The following is a 20458-nucleotide window of genomic DNA, read 5'->3' on the forward strand; positions in this document are numbered from 1 at the left end:
GCGCTATGGACCTGACGATTCAACACTTTATCGCGCTTGCGCCGCTGCTGATCACCAGTATCACGATTGTCGTGGTGATGCTGGCCATCGCCTGGCGCCGCAATCATTCGCAAACCTTCCTGCTGTCGACCATAGGCCTGAACCTGGCCCTGCTGTCGATCATCCCGACCCTGAAAGTCGCACCGCTGGCGGTCACCCCGCTGCTCACCGTGGACAACTTCGCCTGCCTGTACATGGCGTTGATCCTGGTGGCCACCCTGGCCTGCGTCACCCTCGCCCACGCTTACCTGGGTGATGGCGGCAAAGGCTACCCGGGCAACCGCGAAGAGCTGTACCTGCTGCTGTTGCTGTCGGCACTCGGCGGCCTGGTGCTGGTGTGCGCGCAACACCTGGCGGGCCTGTTCATCGGCCTGGAGCTGCTCTCGGTGCCGGTCTATGGCCTGGTTGCCTATGCGTTCTTCAACAAGCGCTCGCTGGAAGCCGGCATCAAGTACATGGTGCTGTCGGCTGCAGGTTCGGCGTTCCTGCTGTTCGGTATGGCCCTGCTCTACGCCGACGCCGGAAGCCTGAGCTTCGATGGCATCGGCAAGGCACTGGCGGCCACCAGCATGCCAAGCCTGATGGCCCAACTGGGCCTGGGCATGATGCTGGTCGGCCTGGCCTTCAAGCTGTCGCTGGTACCGTTCCACCTGTGGACCCCGGACGTCTACGAAGGTGCTCCGGCACCGGTCGCCGCCTTCCTGGCCACTGCCAGCAAGGTGGCGGTGTTCGCGGTCGTGGTTCGCCTGTTCATGATCTCCCCCGCTGCCAGCAGCGGCGTGCTGACCACCGTGCTGTCGATCATTGCGGTGGCCTCGATCCTGATCGGCAACCTGCTGGCGCTGACCCAGAGCAACCTCAAGCGTCTGCTGGGTTACTCCTCGATCGCCCACTTCGGTTACCTGCTGATCGCCCTGGTGGCGAGCAAAGGCATGGCCGTGGAAGCCATCGGCGTGTACCTGGTCACCTACGTGATCACCAGCCTTGGCGCATTCGGCGTGATCACCCTGATGTCCTCGCCGTACAACGGCCGTGACGCAGATGCACTGTACGAGTACCGCGGCCTGTTCTGGCGCCGTCCGTACCTGACCGCAGTACTGACCGTGATGATGCTGTCGCTGGCCGGCATTCCGCTGACCGCAGGCTTCATCGGCAAGTTCTACATCATCGCGACCGGCGTCGAGTCGCAGCTGTGGTGGCTGGTCGGTGCCCTGGTAATTGGTAGCGCCATCGGCGTGTTCTACTACCTGCGCGTGATGGTCACCCTGTACCTGATGGAGCCGAACCTGCGCCGTCACGATGCCCCGTTGAACTGGGAACAGCGCACCGGCGGCGTCATGCTGCTGGCCATCGCGATCCTGGCCTTCGTGCTCGGCGTGTACCCGCAACCATTGCTGGACCTGGTGCAACATGCAGGCCTGCAGTTGCTCGGCTGATTGCTGCTGCAACAAACAACACCCCGCTTCGGCGGGGTGTTTTTTTATGGGCGGGAAACGGCTGGGCTCAGCAGCTAAGCTGCTCGGCAGGCACCGGTTTCTGCTCCTGCGGTTTCAACGCCGCCTGGCGCAGGTCTGAACCCGCACGCGGCAAGAACACTTCCGGGTCGGGCATCCCGCTCGGCGACAGTTCATGGGTCATCTCGAATTCGGCACGTACCGCCCAGCCGCAGGCTTCGGTGGTGCACTGCAGGTACGCCACACGCAGGAAGATATGGCGGCCTTCGCTGGTACGGATGCGCATACGGCTTTTACAGTGCGGGCAAACCAGTTTGTAAGTACTCACATACGCCCCCTGCACTTCCCGAACAGCAAACCATCTACGTAATTACAAGTTGTTGAATCGTTATTCACCTGTAGGATGAAGGGAAAACAACTGAAGGATTTTTTCCTTTTTTGTTTGGATTTTCTCATCATTAGGACCATCTCCTTCCGGGTAGCAGTCAATGTTACTGAGCTTATTTACTCAATTTGAATATACTTTTACAAGACGCCAAGTAAATATCCGACAGGGATACGCAAAATGAGTGCGAGTGGGTTTGCTGCGGTGCTGACCCGCATGAAGATCGTGACTGCCTCCAGTACCGATTCCGGGCTTTCCAGTGCATTGGGCGTAAGCCCCCAAACCTTGAGCAGCTGGAAGGTACGAGACAGCGTGCCTTACTCGATTTGCATAGAACTGGCGCTACGCCACGGGCTCTCACTCGACTGGCTATTGCTGGGTGAAGGCCCTCAGTTGCGTGGCCAGCCGGCCCAGGCGTGTGTCAGCGAAGTGCAGTTGCTTGAGCAACTGCGCACCCTGCACCCACTCGACCTGCAGGCCATTACCCTGGCGGTGCAGGAAAAACACCGCCTGCGCGAACTGGAACAACAGGTGCAGGCCCTGAACCAGCAGTTGCACGCCAAGGCCTGAGCACCGCGGCGTTCAATTGCCACCGCGCAATCGCCGCACGATATCGCGCAGGTCCGTGCTGTCGACCCAGATCATCACCTTGATGCTGATCGGGATCACCACCACGGCGGCGACAAATGCGGCCACCCCCCGGTCGAGAAACGGCGCCATCGACAGCACCAGCGGCGAGAACAGATAGCCCACCCCCGCCGACAGGAACAACGAACCCAGGCGTTGCCAGGCCTTGAGCATGCTCCGGGTACTGGCCACCAGCCAGGCTCCGAGCACTGCACCGAACAGCGCATTGCCATCGACCGGCGGCATGAACGAGGCCAGGCCCAAGCCGACAAACAGGCTGGAAAGGCTGGCGCTGGTTGGCTCACTCATCGCCGCGCGCCCCTGACCGACACTCCACGATATGCAGGCCGCTATGCAATGCCTGGCGTGTGCGTACCCGTACGGCGCGCAGGTAGCTGCCGGTCAAGCGCGACTGACCGCCACTGGCGGACACATCGTCCAGACGCCGATAGCCCAACGCGCGCAGGTCCTTGCGCCAGTGTGCAAACAGTTGCCCGACATGGCGCACCGCGCCAAGCGCGGCAACTTCAAGGCGGGCATCGCTGACCTGCGCAGGCAGCTCGAGCTGCTCGCGCAGCGCGCCAAGATGGATACGCGGCCAAAACGGATCATGGCTGGCCAACCAGTGGCTGCATTTTCTGCTGTGCATGGGGATTTCCTTTTCAGTAAAGGGTGCTGTGGCGCTACTGGAGCTTCAACAGGCCGTAGCGCAGCGCCTTGATGACGGCGGCGACCCGTGAACAGACGGCAAATTTCCTGAGGATGTTGCCGATGTGGTAGTTCACCGTGGAGGCTTTGCAGCCGAGAATCGTGCCGATCTCCCAGGAGGTCTTGGCCAGGGCGCAGTAGTACAGGACCTGCTCTTCACGGGGCGTCAGGTGAATCGTGGCGGTACGCTCGATCGGGCCGCTCGCGGGGTTTCGCTTGGGGAGTTGGCTGGAAGCAATCATGGTGTGCACTACGTGAATGGGAATGCACAAACCATACGAAGCGCAGTGGCAAGCGGGCCAGCGACGGCACTTGTAGAGAACGCGGCTACAAAAGCAGGTAACAAAAACCTGCACCCTCCTGGGCAACGACAGGCGTGCTCCGACGCCGACTTCGTGCGTCTGATGGTTCATGTCCGCCAGTCGCAGCCGTTGGAGTTGTACGATGCGCCCCCCTTTGCCCCGCCCTTCTTCCCTTGGCCTGCTCGGCCTGTTCCTCGCCAGTACCCAGACCCACGCCGCCACGCCCGTCGAATTGGACCAGGTGGTGATCGACGCCCAGCAGCAGAGCGAGTTGGCCGCCGCCCGCGAACGCCTGCAACAAGTGTCCGGGGCAACCAACCTGGTCGACATGCAGCGCGTGGGCCAGGGCCGCGTCGCCAGCAACCAGGACGTGCTGGCCTACCAACCTGGGGTGTTTGCGCAATCGGCGGGCAATGATGGGGTCAAGCTGTCGATTCGCGGATCGGGTATCAACCGCGCGCCCGGCAGCCATGGCTCCGGGGTCTACACGCTGTTCGACGGCCTGCCGCTGACCGGCCCTGGGGGTACGCCCTATGAGCTGTTCGAACCCCTGTGGCTGAGCCGTGCCGAAGTGTTACGCGGTGCCAATGGTTTTGATCGGGGCGCACTGGCCCTGGGCGGCGCGATCAACTATGTCACCCATACCGGCTATGACGCGGCGCCGCTGGAGCTGCGCTATGAAGCGGGCAGCCGCGGCTACATGAAACGCCATGTCAGCTCCGGCCAGGTGCTGGGCGACCTCGACTACTACGTGGCCCTGACCGATTCGCAGTACGACGGCTACCAGGAGCACAGCAGCGGCAGTGGCAAAGGCATCGCCGCCAACGTCGGCTACCGCTTCAACCCGAACCTGGAAACCCGCTTCTACCTGCGCTACCGGGAAACCGAAAATGACCTGGCCGGCCGCGTAACCCAGCAGCAGATCAAGCATGATCCGCGTGCGGCCAACCCGGTCTACCTGGCCCGCGACGCCAGCCGCCCACAACCGGGCAGTACCTGGCTGGCGAACAAGACCACGTTCTACCTGGAGGACGATTCGCGCCTTGAAGCCGGGCTGGTCTATCACGACTACCCGATGGACCTGCGTGAAGGCCCGAACCGCCTGAAAGTCGCCTACAGCGATGTCAGTGGCACGCTGAACTACCTGCGCCGCGACAACCTGTTCGGCCACGAGAGCAAGACCACGATTGGCTGGCGCACCACCAAGCACCTGCCCAATGATGGCGCCTCGGAGTTCGTGCGGGTGCAGAGCAACCCGGCCATCCCCGTCGGCACCCGTACCCGTGACTTCAGCTATCAAGGCTCCGACACCGTGCTGCACGTGGGCAACGAGCTGGAGCTGATCCCGGACCTGTGGCTGACCAGCGGCCTGGCGATGATCTACACCCGCCGCGAAAGCGATGTGAGCTATCCGCTTGACGGTGGCAAGGTCAGCCAGCATGACTGGGACTACGCGCCGCGCCTGGGCCTGCGCTACGACATCAATCCGCATTTGCAGGTCTACGGCAACCTCAGTCGTTCGGTCGAGCCGCCACATCCATGGGCGTTGATCTGGAGTTCACCGGCCATTGCCGGCCGGCAGATCCAGCCGATCGAACTGCAAAACCAGACCGCCACCACCTTGGAGCTGGGTGCTCGCGGTGACGCCGACTGGGGCCGCTGGGACCTTGCCTGGTATTACTCTGCGGTGCGGCATGAACTGCTGACTGTGGAAACCCAGGCCGCCACCTCAACCAGCGCCTCGATTGTCGGCGAAGCGAATGCCAGCCCGACCCTCCACCAAGGCATCGAAGCCGGCCTCGACAGCCTGCTCTGGGAACGTGCCGCCATTGGCAAGGTCTCGCTGCGTCAGGCCTACACCTTCAGCGACTTCCACTACCGCGACGATGAGAGGTTCGGCGACAACCGCCTACCGGGCATCCCGATGCACTACTACCAGGCCGAGCTGCGTTTCGACCACCCGACAGGCTTCTACGCCGGGCTCAACACCCAGATGGCCTCCAAGGTGCAGGTGGACTACGCCAACTCCTACCCGACCGACCCGTATGCAGTGCTCGGTGCAACTTTCGGCTACGCCTCGCCCAAGCAGGACTGGCAGACCTGGCTCGACCTGCGCAACCTGACCAACGAGCGCTACGCCGCGACGGTCACCCCGGGTTATGACGACAAGGGGGCGGATGCTGCACGCCTGACGCCGGGTGAAGGCTTCGCTGCCTATGTCGGCGTGGCCTACCGCTGGCAGTAACCGTCACGGCAACTGCACCTGCGGTTTGCCGGCGACGAAAATGCCCCAACTGGACATGAACAAGGCGGCAATCAACGGCCCGATCACGAAGCCGTTGAGGCCGAACACCGCCAAGCCGCCGAGGGTGGAAATCAGGATCAGGTAATCGGGCATGCGCGTGTCCTTGCCCACCAGGATCGGCCGCAGGACGTTGTCGACCATGCCGATCACCAGCACCCCGAACGCCGTCAGCACCGCCCCCTGCCAGATCATCCCGTTAAGCAGGAAATACGCCGCCACCGGCCCCCAGACGATCCCCGCGCCCACCGCCGGCAACAGCGACAGGAACGCCATTGCCACGGCCCAGACCAGCACGCTGGGGATGTCGAGGAACCAGAAGATGATCCCGCCCAGCGCGCCCTGGGTCACGGCCACCAGCAGGTTGCCTTTCACCGTGGCACGCACCACGCGGTTGAACTTCAGTTGCAGCCGGCGCTTTTGCTGCTCGGCCAACGGCACCGCCGCACGGATCTTGCGCACCAGTTCCGCGCCGTCGCGCAGGAAGAAGAACAACAGGTACAGCATGATGCCGAAGCTCACCACAAACTCGAAGGTGCCCTGGCCGAAACTGAATGCCTGCCCGGCGAAGAACTGGCTGCCTTGCATCGCGCCCTTGGCGATATTGTCGCGCAGCCCTTCCAGGTCGCCCATGCCCATGCGCTCAAGGCCATTCTGGGCAAACGCGGGCAGCAGGTCCTTGAAGTGTTCGATGTAGCCGGCGATATCCAGCTGGCCGCTTTCGATGCGCTTGTACAGCGTGGCCCCTTCCTGCACCAGCAGGGTGCTGATGACGATCACCGGCAAGATGGCGATCAACAGGCAGATCAGCAGCGTCATCCCGGCCGCCAGGTTGCGGCGCCAGCCCAGGCGCAACAACAGGCGTCGTTGCAGCGGCGCGAAGACGATGCCGAGGATCACCGCCCAGAACACTGCACCGTAGTACGGCAACAGGATCCAGATGAAGGCAAGGGTCACCAGCACCAGTAATACCAGCAGGGCTTTGTGTTGCAGGGCCGTTTCGTTCATGTCCACTCCTTTGTGCTCTGAACGTTAGTGCGCCGCGCATTACAGAAAGTGCCCTTGCTCCAGATCAATAAACGCAGATGGCCACAGCGTTAGCATCCTCGCCTTTTGCGCGACCCTACCATGACCCAGTTGCATCGCCCCGAACTGCTCGCCCCGGCCGGCACCCTGAAGAACATGCGCTACGCCTTTGCCTACGGCGCCGATGCCGTGTATGCCGGGCAGCCGCGCTACAGCCTGCGGGTACGCAACAACGAGTTCGACCACGCCAACCTTGCCCTCGGCATCCGCGAGGCGCAGGCCCAGGGCAAGCGCTTCTACGTGGTGGTGAACATCGCCCCGCACAACGCCAAGCTCAAGACCTTCCTCAAGGACCTGGCGCCGGTGATCGAGATGGCCCCGGATGCGCTGATCATGTCCGACCCGGGGCTGATCATGCTGGTGCGCGAGCACTTCCCGCAGATGCCGATCCACCTCTCGGTGCAGGCCAATACGGTGAACTGGGCGAGCGTGGCGTTCTGGCAGCAGATGGGGCTGAGCCGGGTGATCCTGTCCCGCGAGCTGTCGCTGGAGGAGATCGAGGAAATCCGCCAGCAGGTGCCGGGCATGGAGCTGGAGGTGTTCGTGCATGGCGCCTTGTGCATGGCCTATTCCGGACGCTGCCTGCTGTCGGGCTACCTGAACCGCCGCGATGCCAACCAGGGCAGTTGCACCAATGCCTGCCGCTGGCAGTACAGCGCCACGCCGGCCACGGAGAACGAGACTGGCGATATCGTTCGCCATGTTGAACCGACGTTGGGGGTTGGCGCGCCAACCGAGCAGGTGTTCGTGCTGCAGGAAAGCCAACGCCCTGGCGAAGACATGCCAGTGTTCGAGGACGAGCATGGCACCTACATCATGAACGCCAAGGACCTGCGTGCCGTGCAGCATGTCGAGCGCCTGGCGCGCATGGGCGTGCATTCGCTGAAGATCGAGGGGCGGACCAAGTCGCACTTCTACTGCGCGCGCACGACGCAAACCTACCGGCAAGCCATCGATGATGCGGCCGAGGGCCGCGAGTTCGACCGTTCGCTGATGCTCAACCTGGAGTCATTGGCCCAGCGTGGCTACACCGAGGGCTTCCTGCGTCGGCATGTGCACGATGAGTATCAGAACTATGAGCGCGGCAGCTCGGTGTCGGAGCGCCAGCAGTTTGTCGGCGAGTTGACCGGGGAACGGGTTGGCGGCCTGGCCGAAGTGCGGGTGAAGAACCGCTTTGCCCTGGACGACCATCTGGAATTGATGACGCCGCGTGGCAACTACCACTTCGACCTGCACCAGTTGCGTGATCGTCAGGGCAACCCGATCGAGGTCGCACCGGGGGATGGGCATGTGGTGTACCTGCCGATTCCGGAGCAGGTGGAGCTGGAGTATGGGTTGCTGCTGCGGGATTTGAATCTGTAGGGGCAGTGCTGGCCTCATCGCGGGACCAGCCCGCTCCCACAGGCCCTACAGATCCAGATAACACTTGTGGGAGCGGGCTAGTCCCGCGATGGGGCCCTCAAGGTCAAGGCTTGCTGAGCGCCACCTTCGCCCCATCCACCTCACGAATCACCTGCACCCGGTACTGCGGGTCAGCCTTGATCTGTGCCTCGGTGAACGGAATGCGCTGCCAGTGCTTGGCCGAAAACGCCTTGGTCTGGTCGCTGCCATGCAGCGAACCCTTCTCGCTCGACTGCGAGAACGCCAGCAAGCCCACGGCCTGCGGCCCGTGCTCATCAAAGGTGACCAATTGCAGGTAGCTGGTGCCACTCACCACCAGGCGCTTGCCCGGCGCAATCTCGACACTCTGAATGGCGTTGTACACGCCCAACTCCGCCGGCCCGCCATGGATCGGCGTGCCATCGCTGGCCTGCTGGATCTGCCCCCAGCGGGTATTGTCGCCCAGCCCGGCATCCGCCACCCGCTTCGCCGAAGCCAGTACCGCTTCGCGCAATTGCGCTGCTACGGCCGGCTGCTCAATCGCCAGGCCTCGCGGGGTGTGCTGCGGGTCGGCCGGGTCGAAGGCCACGCGCCAGAAACCACCCTTCTGGCTCAACGCCCGGACGATGTTCTGGAAGTGCACCAGGCCGATACCACTGTCCAGGTTCGCCTGGCCATCCCAGGTCTTGAGGCTGGAGCACACTGCCTTGAGCTGCGGGTCATCGGCAACCCCGGCGCACCATTGCAGCAGGTCTGGCAGGACCAGCTCGGCCAGGTACACCTGATCGTCCATCACCATGTTCTGCAGGTCGGCTGTGCCGATCTTGCCGGCCTTCTCCAGGCTCGCCAGGCGCTGCAAGGCAAAGCGGCTGCGCGGCCCCAGGGGTTGGTCGTCACGGCTGATCAGCGGCGAGAAGCCCTGCAAGGGCTGCGCCGGGTTGACCATCCAGGCCGAGTCGTTTGAGTGCTGGACGAAGTCCGCACGCTCCAGCGTGGGCTGCATCTGCGCCGGGAAGATGCCCGGCTGCGCGGCACGCGGATCAACCTTCCAGTTGCAGGCGCTGCGCGAGCCGTCGAGGACGATGACCTCCTGCCCCGCCGCCGGGTCGCTGCACTGCGCCAGCAGCGCCTTGTCGACATACGGCACCACCGACTGGTTCAGGTACAACGTGTTGCCCTTGGCATCCACCGCCAGGGTGTTGACCCACGGGATACCCTGCAATTGCTGCACCGAGTGTTGCAAGGCCTTGAGGCTGTCGGCCTGGTTCATGCTGTACCACTGCTGCAGCACCCGGGTGTTTTCCAGGTTGGCATCGCGCAGGCTGAAGGCCACGCCAGGGGTCCAGTCGAGCTTGCCCGGCCACACCACCACCGGGCCGAAGCTTGAGCTGTAGACGTCACGGCTGACCTGTTGCAACTTGCCATCCTCACCCTTGACCGTCACCGCCAGGTGCTGGCGGGTGAGCGGCAACGACTTGCCATCCAGCATGTAGCGGGTCGGGTCTTTCGGGTCGAGCTGCAGGCGGAACACCGTGAAATGCTTGGAGGTGTCGACCGTATGGGTCCAGGCCAGGTGCTTGTTGAAACCGATATTGATCAGCGGCAGGCCTGGCAACGCAGCGCCCATGACCTCCAGCTTGCCTGGCACGGTCAGTTGCATCTGGTAGAAGCGCATGCCGCCGGCCCACGGAAAATGCGGGTTGGCCAGCAGCATGCCGCGCCCATTGAAGGAGCGCTCATGGCCGACCGCCACCGCGTTGCTGCCACGTTCCAAGGCAAACTGCTCACGGCGCGCCTGGGCCTGGGTGAAGGCCTCAGAGTTCAAGGCAGCGGTGGCCTTGGGCGGCGCCGCAGCCACCAGCGCTTCGGCAAACTGGCCGACTCCGCCTTCGACCAGCAGGCGCCGGGTCAGCTTGACCAGGTCCAGTGCCGTGATCGGCCGCAACCACTCGGCCTGCTGGCACTCGCCTGGCAGGCCCTGGGCACGGCGCTCGCTCAATGCCCGGTTGTAACCCTGGGCGTAACCTTCCAGCAGCGCGCGAATCGGCTGCGGTTGCGCCTGCCAGAAACCGAACACCGCCGTCGGGGTGTTCAGCCAACTGAAGAACAGGTCGCTGGTGAGGTTTTCGCGCTGCTCGAAGGTCTTCTGCTGAGGCCCGAAATAACGCGAGCGCTCCGCGTTGACCGTGACCACTTCATTGCCCAGCAGGCACAGGTTGTCCTGTGCGTAGGCATAGCCGATGCCATAGCCCAGGCCGCGTTCATCCTTGGCCAGGATATGCGGGACGCCGTAGCTGGTACGGCGAATCTCGGCGATGGCATCGCCAGGCGGGGCAACGCGTGCCTGGGCACTCAGGCTAAGGCCGACCAGCAGGGCAGCCAGGCACAGTGTTGGAAGCGGACGGTCAAGGATCACGCGAACTCCTGCAGGATCAGGATGGATAGTCATCCTGAAATAACGAAGCCCGGATGAAAAATTTACGTGTTTTGCGTCGCCCGTTCGTCTTTTTGGGAGAGCAACAACATTTTTTTCTTCAGGGGCTGCAGATTTTGCGATCTCGTTCGTCTTATTAGATGTGAACGGCAATCGAATACGCAAACTGGACAGGCTCTGGAAAAGGGAGTTTTCACATGCAGAACCAGCAACAACCGGCCATTGCGCTACGTTTCAAACGCAAGGTCAATGCCCCGTTGCAGGGCAAGGTCGACGTGCCGGAGAGCGAAGAACGCGCTGGCAACGAACATATCCGCGAGCTGCTCAGGGCATTCGGGCTGCGTACCAGCCTGATCCGCCTCAAGGTCATCGATGCCTTGCACCTGGCTGATCGCAATGGCCGCAGTATCGGCGTTCGCGGCATTCACACCCAGCTGGAACAGCTGGATATCCCGCTGTCGTTCCTCAGCGTGCGCGAAGTGCTCAAGCGTTTGTGCGCAGAAGGCGTGATCAGCATGGGTATCGACAAATGCTACAGCCTCAACCCCGAGGCCAGGGCACTGCTCGAACACGGCTATTCGCGCTGAGCGACGGCCGGCACAGGCCGGCCGCCCCAACCGGGTTGTCTACCCTCAGAACTTGACTTTGCGGCGCATGATGCCGTTGACGACAACCACCACCACGGCAATGCCGATGGCGACGTATTGGAACACCTGTTCGCTGATCACACCCTGTTTTTGCAGGTAGGAAAGCCCCAACATGGCGCCTAGCACCACCAGGGAAATCAGGATCGAGTATTTCAGGCGTTGACCTTGAGTCATGGAAAAATCCTTGCAGCACAGATGATGAAGGCCCGGAATCGGCCGGCGGCCATCATACCGCGTGATGCACTGCGGGAGCATGCTTTCCCGGTATTTTCCGTCAGCACTTCTTGAAAGCATGGGGCTCCCGGGCAAATGCCCAGACCGACGAGTCCACTCCCATGCGTTCGACACTTCTACTCGGCAGCCTCGCGCTGACCACCGCCCTCACCAGCCACGCCTTCGACACCACCCAGCACAGTGAAGCGATCCTGCAGCAACTGGGCAACGTGCTGGCCGACACCGCCAGTGCCAGCCAGTGGCAGCAGCTGTGGCAACGTACCCGCGCCGCCGGGCATTTCGCCAACGGTGACGGCGCGCACTTCACCCTCTCCCAACAGCAGATCCCCAGCCTGGTGAAAAGCACCCTGGATACCGCCGACTCGGTGGCCCCCGAGCCTGCCACGCTGGCCGTGTACCGCAAGGACTTCCACCCGCAGGTGGTGGGCCAGCAGGGCCAGGCCGCGCTGAGCGCGATTTGCCTGCGCGTCGACTGGCGCAACCTGCCGCCCAGCCTGCCGGCCAATCCGCAGGCGCACATGAGCCAGGTAAGCCTGTTGCGCACCTGGCCGTGCTGAACCGCGCGGGTTGCCCACCCATGTCACATTCGCAAACGAGCGCACACAGGCAGAACAAGGCCCGCCCGTGATCCGCCGCGCCATTACCTACTCGGCAGGTCTGCCGATCCTACGAATACTGGGCGCGATGGCTACCGCTGCTGACCCACTTGCACCCTAGCGAACCCAGGCGCCGGTCAACCAGAATCAGTCCCCAGCACCCCAGTGATCCTCTTTGCTCATACCTTCTACAAGGAAGTCATCATGGAACTCTGCGACCTGAACCGAATCGACATCGACCAACTCCCGCAATCGCTGCAGATGCTGATTGACTGCATCGGCCTTGAACATGCCTACCGGCTGACCAGCATCTATGGCGGGCGCCCGAAATACATTCCCAAGCATCGCGAACGCACCAGCCTGGCCGAGATCCTGCCGGCTGAGGCACTCGATGCCCTGATCAAACGCTACGCCGGGATGGCCCTGGAAATCCCCAAGGCCGACCACTTCAACCGCCAGCTGCGCAACCAGCAGATCCAGCAGGAAAGCTCGCTTGGCCAGTCGCGTAGCGTACTGGCGGACAAGTACGGGCTGAGCCTGCGCCAGATCGGCAACATCCGTCGTCAGGAAGCGCTCTCTCGCTGAGCGAACCTGCCACACATTCCGCGCATGACGCGCACCCCTAGAGAAGGAAACTCACATGCCTGATATCGACAGCGGCCTGATCGGCTCCGTCATCAACGCCCTGCCCCTGGACCGGATGATCTCCGGTCCGTTGCAGGCCATGATCCAAGCCCAGGTCGGGGCCAGCAAGGCCTACGCCGACTTCCTCATGGGTGTCTGCATCCAGGATGGCAAGGCGGTCGCCATCCAATTCGACTACGACGAGACCATCACCGATGAGCAGGGGGTATACAAGGGTACCGTCTCGAAGAAGATGCAGATCCCGCTGCTGGCAGCGATCGCCCACCCGAACATCACCATCGAGGAAGGCAACATCGAGTTTGAGCTGACCATCAGCCAGCAGGCTGAAGACAGCAGTTCGAACGAGGCCAGTGGCTCGTTTGGCGCCTCGCTGGGCTGGGGGCCGCTGAAGGTCAACGTCAAGGGCCAGGTGGCCAGCAAATCGGCGCAAACCCGCAAGAGCGATACCCGCGCACGCTACGCCTTCAATACCAAGGTGCGCCGCCAGGACCCGCCAGAAGCCTTGATGCGGGTGATCGACTTCCTCACCGACGCGGCCACCAAGCCGGTGGTGATGCCGAACGCCAAGCCGGAAAACCTTGAAGCCTTGCCAACTGACAATGCCCTGCCGATGCCGGATGCCGGCGCGCAAGACAGCAAGGCCTGATCCCCCCGCCCCTTGACCCCCAGCGTGTTGCCCCGCCCTTACGGGTGGGGCTTTTTGCCGCCAGCATGAGGAGTACCGTGCATTGGAACAGCGCCCGCCCGCTAAAGAGCCGATTGCCTCGAGCGATCTGTGCGATATCACCCGTGGCTTGCAGGAAGCCGCTGCCGCGACCACGAGCCTGATTGCGCAGCAGTACATCAAGCTCTTCGACCAGTTCTTCGACTATGACCCCGATGCCTTGGGCACACCGATGAAGGCCAAGATGGTCGAGGTGGCGATGGATGATCGGCATACCATGCGGGTGCCGTTGATTGCCCTGGTGTCGCCGCGCGGCCTGGCCCTGGAGCGGATGCAGGTGGATTTGTCGGTGAAGATCCAGAACTCCGAGCAGGCGTCCTTTCGCCATGCGTTGGACAATGGTGAGTTGAGCCACGAACGGTTCTTCGTCAAGGTGGGCGCGAACAAGCGCCAGGGGGACACGCGTGATCCGGATGAAGTGCAGATCCGCTTGCAGTTCCAGGCGTGTGAACCGCCAGAGGCGCTGAACCGGTTGATTGAGGAGTACACCAACCTGATCAGCCCGATCCGCCAGAGCGAGGCAACCGATGGGCCGCCGAGCAATGAATTCATCGAGGCGGCAACGGTGCGCTGAACACTGGCGTTGTAGCCGCTGCCGTCAGGCTGCGCTGGAGTCCGCCAGGGCTCCCAAAGGCCGCGCCTGCGATGCAGGCGAGCGCAGCCTGGCGGCAGCGGCTACATCAGAAGTCCCGCTTGTAGAAGATGTCCAGCGAGCTGGCGATACCGCTGGCCGCCTCCACATAGACCTTCTTGCTCAACTTGTAACGCAAGGCAATGGTACTCGCCGGCTCGAACACACCCACGCCATAACGCAGGCTCAGACGCTCGGTCAGGTTGCCGCTGGCGACCACACTGGTGGTGTTGCCGCTGCCCTGGGTATCCAGCTGGAAGTCCTCGATGCCCAGGCTTGACGCCAACCCGCTGGTCACCCCGGCACTGCCCGCCAGGCCCAACCCAAGCGCCGCCTGGGCGAGCATGTTGTTGTCCTCGCCCGTGGTGCTCAACGGCCGCCCCAATACCAGGTAGGACAACGCCTGTTCCTGGCTCATCGCCGGCTCCGAGAACACCTGCGTGGTCGGCTGCTCGGCACTGCCACTCAGGCGGATCCCCGCCGTGACATCGTCAGTGACGCGGATCGCCTCGATATCCAGGTAAGGCTGGTCGATAGGCCCGGCAAACAGCAACCGCGCCCGGCGAATGGTCAGGCGCTGGCCATAGGCACGGTAGCGGCCATCAGACAGGCTCAATTCGCCCCGGGTATCGAGGTTGTCGCCAATGTGCACATGCCCAAGCAGGTTGGCCGTCAAGCCAAAGCCCTTGAACGACAGCTTTTCCTGGCCAACTTCGACATCGATGTCCATGACCACCGCCATCGGGGTTTTCCCCTCCTCCGTCTGGTGGCCAATGATCACCGTGTCGTCCGACACCTTGACCGTGGACGGCGGCAACTCGCGCACCGTGATCTTGCCCTTGGGCACCAGCACCTTGCCGGTCACCGCCAGGCGCTCGCCTTGCAGGCTGATCTTGAGGTCCGGGGCCATTTCCAGGTCGGCATAGGGTTCAACATGCACCGGCAACCGCTGCCCTTGCAGGTGCAGCTCGACAGCCAGGGCCTGGCCCCAGCCAATCTGGCCATTGAGCTGGCCTTGGCCGGCATCGCCGCTTTTCCAGTCGCCGTTGAGCTGCACTTGCTCACCCGCAATCAACGCCTTCACGCTGAGGTCCTTGAGGTTGACCGGCAGTTCGGCGCCCGCCACCTCCCCGTGGGACAAAGCCAGGCTGCCGTTGACCAGCGGCGCCAGCAAGGTCCCGGAAATCCGCCCGCTGCCGTTGAGCTGGCCCGCCAGGCGCTCGACCATCGGCATGAACGGCCGGGCTACCGACAGGTCCAGGCCACTGAGGTTGAAATCACCGCTAAGGGGCTTGTTCTTCGCAATCGGGTCAATGCGCGCCGAGAGCGTCAGATCACCCAGCTTGCCGCCCCGGAACTCCATCTGCGTGTCCACCCGGCGTGGCGCCAGGGTGCTTTCAATGCGCAGGGCCTGGTAGGGGAAGTCCAGCCACTGGTCCTTGTCGCGCACCCGCAACGTACCGCCGCTGGCATCCACCCGCACAGTGCCCTTGGGGCCACTGGCGGGCAGGTCGAGGTTGATGTCGGCATTGAGCAGCCCCTGCCAGGCGAAGTCCTTGGGCAACCATTGCGCCAGGCTTTGCAGCGGGAACTGCTTGAGGTGATAGCGCAGGCGCGGCTCCGGCGCCAGGCGTTGGTCTTCACCGCACAGGCTGGCCTGGCCGGAGCGCCAGCAATGCGCGCCAAAATCGATCTGCCCGTTGGCCAGGCGTTGCAGCTTGGCCGGGCCCTCGAGCCGCCAGTCCTGGCCGCCGGCCTGGATCTCGCCACTGGCCAGGCGCCCGCGCCAGTTGCCTTTGTCGAACAGGCCATCCAACCCCAGGTCGAGCTTGAGCTGTGGTCCGGCCAAGGCCAGTTGCAGCTGTTGCTGGCGGATATCGCCCTGGCCCTTGATGTCCAGCGTGCCGAGGTTGCTGTCGCCGGCACGGATACCGCTGGCCTTCAGGGTGATCAGCGCACGCTGGGCGCTGTCGAGCTTGGCGTCCAGGTTCAGCTGTTGCAGGCGATTCTCCCCTTGCGCCAACTGCTGGCCTTGCACGCTGAGGTTGCCTTGCGGCGCCTTCAGCGTACCGGCAACGTCAAGCTGCCCCTTGACCTGCCCGCGCAACTGCGGCCAAAGCTGGCCCAGGCGTGGCAGGTTCAGGTTGATCTGCCCGGCAAGGCGTTGTTGCAGGCTGCCACTGCCGACGATCTGGTTGTCACCCAGGCGAATCTGCAAGGTGCCCAGGGTCCAGTTTTCACCCGCGCCCTCGGCCTTGACCTGAAGCACCGCCGGTTGCCCGCGCAGCCGCCCCTTGAGGTCGAGGTCGGCATCCAGGCGCAACTGCTCGTTCTTCAGCTCGCCTTTGCTGCGCAATGGGCCGGCCAGCGTGCCGGGCAGCTCGGCGACCCAGTACGCCGGATTCAACGCCGAAAGGTCCAGCGCCGCATCCCAGGCCACGCCGTCGGCGAACTTCACGCTGACACTGCCGGCCGCCTTGCCTTGCCCGGCGACCAGCGCCAGCTGCGGCAGGCTGATCTGGCCCAGGTCACCCTTGAACGGGCTGTTGAGGGTAAAGGCGCCGGCCGGGCCGTCGATATCACCCTTGAACTCACCCTCATAGTTGCCGTCACGGTACTGCACCTGGCCGGTGAAGCGGCGCAGCGTGACCTGTGGCGCATCCTCCAGCGGATAGAGGCGCAGCCAAGGGAAGTCCAGCCAGTCGATGCTGGCGTTGGCACTCAGGCCTTTTTGCCAGTCGGCCTTGGCCTTGAGGTTCAGGCGCTGCTCGGCGGCAGCCGTCAGGTCCAGTGCCGCCAGCTCTGCGCCCTTGGCGTCGACCCGGCCCGCCAGGGTCAAGCCAATCGGGCCCTTCTCCGCCGGCAAGCTGGCCGCGCCGGCCAGGCGGTAACCCGCTTGCAGATCGCCGACAGCCGTCAGTTGCAGCTGATTGAGCTGGAGCGTGTCCGGCAGGCTGGCGGCCGGCTTGAAACCATCCGCGGTGATCTTCAACTGGGCCGGTAGATGCTCGGCTAGAGGTTGCAGGTCGCCCTGCAAACGCCCATTCAGGTAGCCGGTACTGTCCGCTTTCAGGGTCAGGGTCTTTTGCAGGTCCCCCGTGACATCCAGCGCCAGTTGCCAGGCCTGGCCATCCACAGCCGGCAACTGCAACTGCCCCTTGGCCTGCAGGGGCCAGTCGCCAGTAGGCTGCAGCAGGCCCTGCAAACTCAGGCTGAGGTCGTCACGCTGCAGTTCCAGGCTGTCGATCTGCATCCCCGCAACGGTCCAGTGTGCAGCCAGTTGCAAGCGGCTCAGTTGCTCGCTGCCATCCAGGTGCAAGGTGCCGATCTGCACATCACCCAGCTCGATTGCCAGCGGCAACTGCAACGTAGGTAGTTGCAACGGGCCGGTGTCCGCCGGGGTTTCGCTGGGAGTGAAGGCAAGGTTGATATCCTTGGCCTTGAGCTGGTCGATGCACAGCGTCATGCGCAGCAGGCAGGCGGGCGACCAGGCAAACACCGGGGCCACGACTTCGACCCGGTTCCCACCCTGCTCCCACAGCAAGCGGTCCGCTTGCCACTGGCCGGCCAGGCGGCCCTGGAAGTTGTCCAGTTGCACACCCGGCACATGCCCCAGTGCCCAACGGCTGCCCGCTTCGGTGCCCAGCACCAAAGCCAGGCCTGCGACCACCAGCAGCAGCAACGCCAGCACGCCCAGGCCGATTCTTTTAAACACACGACTCACAGCTCGGGCCCCATGGAAAAGTGCAAACGTATACCGCCATCGTCATTCAACGCCTTGGCCAGGTCGAGGCGGATCGGCCCGACCGGGGAAATCCAGCGCACACCGAAGCCAACCCCGGTTTTCAGGCTCGGCAGGTCAAGGGTATTGAAGGCGTTGCCCTGGTCGACAAAGGTCGCCAGGCGCCATTTTTCGGCAATCGAATACTGGTACTCGGCACTGCCGGCAACCATGTAGCGGCCACCGATGCGGTCGCCGTCGCTGTTTTTCGGCGACAGGGTCTGGTAATCGTAGCCGCGCACGCTCTGGTCACCACCGGCGAAGAAGCGCAATGACGGTGGCACCGACTTGTAGCCGTTGGTGGCGCTGCCGCCGAACTGCACGCGACCGAGAAAGCGGTGGTTCTGGCCCAGGGTGGTCAGGCCCTTGAGCAGCACGTTGCCGTGCAGCAGGTTGGTGTCCGACATCAACCCTTCCTTGGCCACCTGCGCATCGAATTGCAGACGATAGCCATTGTGCGGGTCGATGCGGTTGTCACTGCGCAGGTAGGAATAGCTGATGCCGGGCATCAGCAAGGTACTCAAGCCCGAGTCGTCACCCAGCTTGTACTCTTCGTGCTGCCATTTCAGCGAGATCACCCGCTGCCAGCCGCTGGGCAATTTGCTGTGCCACTCCGGGCCCACGGTCAGCAGTTTACTGACCGTGTCGGTGCCGGAAATTTCTTCGTTCTGGTAGCCGCCGGCGTAACGCATCTTGTCGGTCAGCGGCGGATCGAGCGGTACGTCGTACCACAGGCCGACGTTCTGCCGAGGGGCGGAGAGCTCGGTTTCGATCCCGTAGCTGTGGCCTTGCGGGTTGACCCAATGGCGGGTCCAGTTGGCCTTGCCGCGCGGACCGACGTCGGTCGAGTAGCCCAGGCCCAAGCCCATGGTGCGCGGTTTGCGGGTTGTGAGCCGGACCGCGACAGGGATGTCCTGGGCCACTGCTGCGCCAGGCGCGGCATCAACGCGCACGTTTTCGAAATAGCCGCTCGATTGCAGCGCGTTGTTGAGTTCGGCGATCAATTCGGAGTCATAGGGGGTGCCGTCCTTGAAGGGCACCATGCGTTGCAGCAGGCTTTCGTCGAAGGGTGTGTCGCCGCTGAAATTCACTTTGCCCAGGTAGAAGCGCGGGCCGCTGTCGTAGACCAGTTCGATGTCTGCCACCCCGGCTGCCGGGTCGACCGCCAGGCGCTGGCGGACAAAGCGGCCGTTGAAGAAGCCATAGCGCGATGCCTGGTTCTGAATCAGCCGCTTGGCGTCTTCGTAGCTGCCGTGGTTGAGCACCGCGCCACTGCGCAGGGCCGCACTGCTGGGTATGCGAAACGCCTTGAGTTCGCTGGCCGGCCCTTCGATGCGCACGGTCACGTCACGCAAGTGCACCGGTTCGCCCGGCTCCACGTTCAAGCGCAGGCGTGGCCCCTGCTCGGCCTTGGCCGGCGGGAGCACCTCACTGTCGATATGGGCCTGGTAATACCCCAAGGCTTGCGCGGCTTTACGGGCCTGCTCTTCGGCCCCACGACTGAAGCGCAGGAGCGCTTCTTCATCACGGTTGCCGAGGCTGCCGATATAGCCTTCGATATTTGCCTTGAGTTCGTTGTTGGTGGGTTTGACCCGGACTACCAGCTCGCTTTGCGCCTGCACCGCGCAACTGGCAACCCATAGAATCAAACCGCAGGTGAAGCGTCCTGAATACGTCATAGGCGCGGATGCTACCAGAGCTTGGCGACAGCTTGGAGACTACTGCCCATCCGGGAACACCGCGTTCACGCCTGAACCTGGCGCAAACGCTGGGGATTGGGGTGGAAAAACACATGCTCGCGAATGGGCCCCACGGCAATTTCGCCGATCTCCTGGTAACCCTGGCGCTGATAGAACGCCAGGTAGTGCTCGTTGCCGGTATCCAGCACGATGCCCTCAGAATGTTCATCATCGGCGCACCAGTCGTGCAGGGCCCCAAGCAACTGCTCGCCGTAGTGATGGCCCTGGAACTGCGGATGGATACCCAGCAGCGGCAGCACATGCACTGCCTGGCCCGGCAAGCAGGCCATCAGCGCGGCCTGGTAGTCGAGGTAGCGCCGGGTACAGCGAAAACCGGTGCTGAGCACCATGCGCATGCGCCAGGCCCAGCTTTCGGTGATGCCCAGGCGGCGCAACGGTGGCGCAATCAGGGCAATGCCGATCAAGCGGTCATCGACCAGCAGGCCCAGCGCGGGCAGCTCCTGGTAGAAATGCTGACGCACCAGCTCACGCACCATGGCGCGTACGCGCTGGTCGTAACCGGAGCGGTCGGCTTCGAACAGGTAGCCAAAGGTCGGCTCGTGGCGATAGGCGTGGTACAGCAGTAAGCGGGCTTCGCGGCTGTAGCCGCTGTCGAGCAGCCGGATTTCAGCCGGGGCAACAGGCGATTCGGGCATGGTCACGGTTCTCCTGAAGGGCATTCATTGCCTTTGAGGGGTGTGTGGCGACAACGTTCACCCCGTACAGGACGTTAGCAGCCGAACC

The 20458-nt window shown here is 63.3% G+C and carries 19 protein-coding genes; 9 read left to right on the forward strand and 10 right to left on the reverse strand.

The window, feature by feature from the left end; genetic code table 11:
- Positions 1-5: 5 nt before the first annotated feature.
- Positions 6-1475, forward strand: a complete 1470-nt coding sequence (gene nuoN, locus M5G11_RS02905; protein WP_273912231.1) for an NADH-quinone oxidoreductase subunit NuoN — start codon at positions 6-8, stop codon at positions 1473-1475.
- A 67-nt stretch (positions 1476-1542) separates the two neighbouring features.
- Here the strand turns inward: nuoN and M5G11_RS02910 are convergent, their stop codons facing one another.
- Positions 1543-1821: an Ogr/Delta-like zinc finger protein gene (locus tag M5G11_RS02910; RefSeq protein WP_273912232.1), complete on the reverse strand. Its 279-nt coding sequence runs from the start codon at positions 1819-1821 to the stop codon at positions 1543-1545.
- A gap of 237 nt (positions 1822-2058) precedes the next feature.
- Here M5G11_RS02910 and M5G11_RS02915 point away from each other — a divergent pair, with 237 nt between their 5' ends.
- Positions 2059-2448, forward strand: coding sequence for a helix-turn-helix domain-containing protein (locus M5G11_RS02915; RefSeq protein ID WP_273912233.1), 390 nt, complete (start codon positions 2059-2061; stop codon positions 2446-2448).
- A 12-nt stretch (positions 2449-2460) separates the two neighbouring features.
- Here M5G11_RS02915 and M5G11_RS02920 read toward each other — a convergent pair whose 3' ends face one another.
- From M5G11_RS02920 to M5G11_RS02930, 3 genes are read right to left on the reverse strand one after another with little or no spacing between them, the layout of a single operon-like run.
- A complete protein-coding gene (locus tag M5G11_RS02920; RefSeq protein ID WP_273912234.1) occupies positions 2461-2814 on the reverse strand; it encodes a putative holin in 354 nt (117 codons plus the stop codon).
- Positions 2807-3154, reverse strand: a complete 348-nt coding sequence (locus M5G11_RS02925) for a head completion/stabilization protein (RefSeq protein WP_273912235.1) — start codon at positions 3152-3154, stop codon at positions 2807-2809. Before M5G11_RS02925 ends, M5G11_RS02920 begins: the two co-directional genes overlap by 8 nt.
- 34 nt (positions 3155-3188) lie before the next feature.
- On the reverse strand, positions 3189-3455 hold the full coding sequence (locus M5G11_RS02930) for a response regulator transcription factor (RefSeq protein WP_273912236.1): 267 nt from the start codon (positions 3453-3455) through the stop codon (positions 3189-3191).
- A 202-nt stretch (positions 3456-3657) separates the two neighbouring features.
- Between M5G11_RS02930 and M5G11_RS02935 the strand changes: the two genes are divergently transcribed.
- A complete protein-coding gene (locus M5G11_RS02935; protein ID WP_273912237.1) occupies positions 3658-5760 on the forward strand; it encodes a TonB-dependent receptor family protein in 2103 nt (700 codons plus the stop codon).
- 3 nt (positions 5761-5763) lie between these two features.
- Here the strand turns inward: M5G11_RS02935 and M5G11_RS02940 are convergent, their stop codons facing one another.
- Positions 5764-6825: an AI-2E family transporter gene (locus tag M5G11_RS02940; protein ID WP_273912238.1), complete on the reverse strand. Its 1062-nt coding sequence runs from the start codon at positions 6823-6825 to the stop codon at positions 5764-5766.
- A gap of 120 nt (positions 6826-6945) precedes the next feature.
- Between M5G11_RS02940 and trhP the strand changes: the two genes are divergently transcribed.
- Positions 6946-8265 carry a prephenate-dependent tRNA uridine(34) hydroxylase TrhP gene (trhP, locus tag M5G11_RS02945; RefSeq protein ID WP_273912239.1) on the forward strand — a complete coding sequence of 440 codons (1320 nt, stop codon included), beginning with the start codon at positions 6946-6948 and terminating at the stop codon, positions 8263-8265.
- Positions 8266-8368: 103 nt separating this feature from the next.
- On the opposite strand, the gene pvdQ is transcribed toward trhP, so the two are convergent.
- Positions 8369-10699, reverse strand: coding sequence for a bifunctional acylase PvdQ (gene pvdQ, locus M5G11_RS02950; RefSeq protein WP_273912240.1), 2331 nt, complete (start codon positions 10697-10699; stop codon positions 8369-8371).
- Positions 10700-10914: 215 nt separating this feature from the next.
- Between pvdQ and M5G11_RS02955 the strand changes: the two genes are divergently transcribed.
- Complete coding sequence (locus M5G11_RS02955; RefSeq protein ID WP_273912241.1) at positions 10915-11304, forward strand: fe2+ zn2+ uptake regulation protein; 390 nt, start codon at positions 10915-10917, stop codon at positions 11302-11304.
- Between the two features lie 45 nt (positions 11305-11349).
- Here the strand turns inward: M5G11_RS02955 and M5G11_RS02960 are convergent, their stop codons facing one another.
- Positions 11350-11538, reverse strand: a complete 189-nt coding sequence (locus tag M5G11_RS02960; protein WP_273912242.1) for a hypothetical protein — start codon at positions 11536-11538, stop codon at positions 11350-11352.
- A gap of 161 nt (positions 11539-11699) precedes the next feature.
- On the opposite strand from M5G11_RS02960, the gene M5G11_RS02965 reads away from it, so the two are divergent.
- The 4 genes from M5G11_RS02965 (at position 11700) to M5G11_RS02980 (ending at position 14137) form a co-directional block, all read left to right on the forward strand.
- The gene (locus M5G11_RS02965; RefSeq protein WP_273912243.1) at positions 11700-12155 is read left to right on the forward strand and encodes a hypothetical protein; all 456 of its coding nucleotides are present in this window, start codon (positions 11700-11702) and stop codon (positions 12153-12155) included.
- A gap of 243 nt (positions 12156-12398) precedes the next feature.
- Entirely contained in the window at positions 12399-12779 is a 381-nt protein-coding gene (locus M5G11_RS02970) for a Mor transcription activator family protein (RefSeq protein ID WP_273912244.1), read from the forward strand.
- A 55-nt stretch (positions 12780-12834) separates the two neighbouring features.
- The gene (locus M5G11_RS02975) at positions 12835-13485 is read left to right on the forward strand and encodes a DUF2589 domain-containing protein (protein ID WP_273912245.1); all 651 of its coding nucleotides are present in this window, start codon (positions 12835-12837) and stop codon (positions 13483-13485) included.
- Between the two features lie 112 nt (positions 13486-13597).
- Positions 13598-14137: a DUF2589 domain-containing protein gene (locus M5G11_RS02980; RefSeq protein WP_420793841.1), complete on the forward strand. Its 540-nt coding sequence runs from the start codon at positions 13598-13600 to the stop codon at positions 14135-14137.
- 106 nt (positions 14138-14243) lie between these two features.
- Here the strand turns inward: M5G11_RS02980 and M5G11_RS02985 are convergent, their stop codons facing one another.
- From M5G11_RS02985 to M5G11_RS02995, 3 genes are all read right to left on the reverse strand, one after another.
- A complete protein-coding gene (locus tag M5G11_RS02985) occupies positions 14244-17918 on the reverse strand; it encodes a translocation/assembly module TamB domain-containing protein (RefSeq protein WP_420793840.1) in 3675 nt (1224 codons plus the stop codon).
- Positions 17915-19654 carry an autotransporter assembly complex protein TamA gene (locus M5G11_RS02990; RefSeq protein WP_273912248.1) on the reverse strand — a complete coding sequence of 580 codons (1740 nt, stop codon included), beginning with the start codon at positions 19652-19654 and terminating at the stop codon, positions 17915-17917. The genes M5G11_RS02985 and M5G11_RS02990 overlap by 4 nt, the downstream gene beginning before the upstream one ends.
- Before the next feature lie 65 nt (positions 19655-19719).
- Positions 19720-20370, reverse strand: a complete 651-nt coding sequence (locus M5G11_RS02995; RefSeq protein ID WP_273912249.1) for a GNAT family N-acetyltransferase — start codon at positions 20368-20370, stop codon at positions 19720-19722.
- Positions 20371-20458: the final 88 nt, after the last annotated feature.

The organism is Pseudomonas fontis, assembly GCF_028656955.1.
Taxonomy (GTDB): domain Bacteria; phylum Pseudomonadota; class Gammaproteobacteria; order Pseudomonadales; family Pseudomonadaceae; genus Aquipseudomonas; species Aquipseudomonas fontis.

Bases quoted from the DNA above. Each gene is read 5' to 3' on its own strand.
- M5G11_RS02990 (WP_273912248.1), bottom strand. From the start codon at position 19,654: ATGACGTATTCAGGACGCTTCACCTGCGGTTTGATTCTATGGGTTGCC.
- M5G11_RS02995 (WP_273912249.1), bottom strand. From the start codon at position 20,370: ATGCCCGAATCGCCTGTTGCCCCGGCTGAAATCCGGCTGCTCGACAGC.
- nuoN (WP_273912231.1), top strand. From the start codon at position 6: ATGGACCTGACGATTCAACACTTTATCGCGCTTGCGCCGCTGCTGATC.
- M5G11_RS02930 (WP_273912236.1), bottom strand. From the start codon at position 3,455: ATGATTGCTTCCAGCCAACTCCCCAAGCGAAACCCCGCGAGCGGCCCG.
- trhP (WP_273912239.1), top strand. From the start codon at position 6,946: ATGACCCAGTTGCATCGCCCCGAACTGCTCGCCCCGGCCGGCACCCTG.
- M5G11_RS02920 (WP_273912234.1), bottom strand. From the start codon at position 2,814: ATGAGTGAGCCAACCAGCGCCAGCCTTTCCAGCCTGTTTGTCGGCTTG.
- M5G11_RS02955 (WP_273912241.1), top strand. From the start codon at position 10,915: ATGCAGAACCAGCAACAACCGGCCATTGCGCTACGTTTCAAACGCAAG.
- M5G11_RS02940 (WP_273912238.1), bottom strand. From the start codon at position 6,825: ATGAACGAAACGGCCCTGCAACACAAAGCCCTGCTGGTATTACTGGTG.
- M5G11_RS02915 (WP_273912233.1), top strand. From the start codon at position 2,059: ATGAGTGCGAGTGGGTTTGCTGCGGTGCTGACCCGCATGAAGATCGTG.
- M5G11_RS02960 (WP_273912242.1), bottom strand. From the start codon at position 11,538: ATGACTCAAGGTCAACGCCTGAAATACTCGATCCTGATTTCCCTGGTG.
- M5G11_RS02935 (WP_273912237.1), top strand. From the start codon at position 3,658: ATGCGCCCCCCTTTGCCCCGCCCTTCTTCCCTTGGCCTGCTCGGCCTG.
- M5G11_RS02975 (WP_273912245.1), top strand. From the start codon at position 12,835: ATGCCTGATATCGACAGCGGCCTGATCGGCTCCGTCATCAACGCCCTG.
- M5G11_RS02925 (WP_273912235.1), bottom strand. From the start codon at position 3,154: ATGCACAGCAGAAAATGCAGCCACTGGTTGGCCAGCCATGATCCGTTT.
- M5G11_RS02965 (WP_273912243.1), top strand. From the start codon at position 11,700: ATGCGTTCGACACTTCTACTCGGCAGCCTCGCGCTGACCACCGCCCTC.
- M5G11_RS02970 (WP_273912244.1), top strand. From the start codon at position 12,399: ATGGAACTCTGCGACCTGAACCGAATCGACATCGACCAACTCCCGCAA.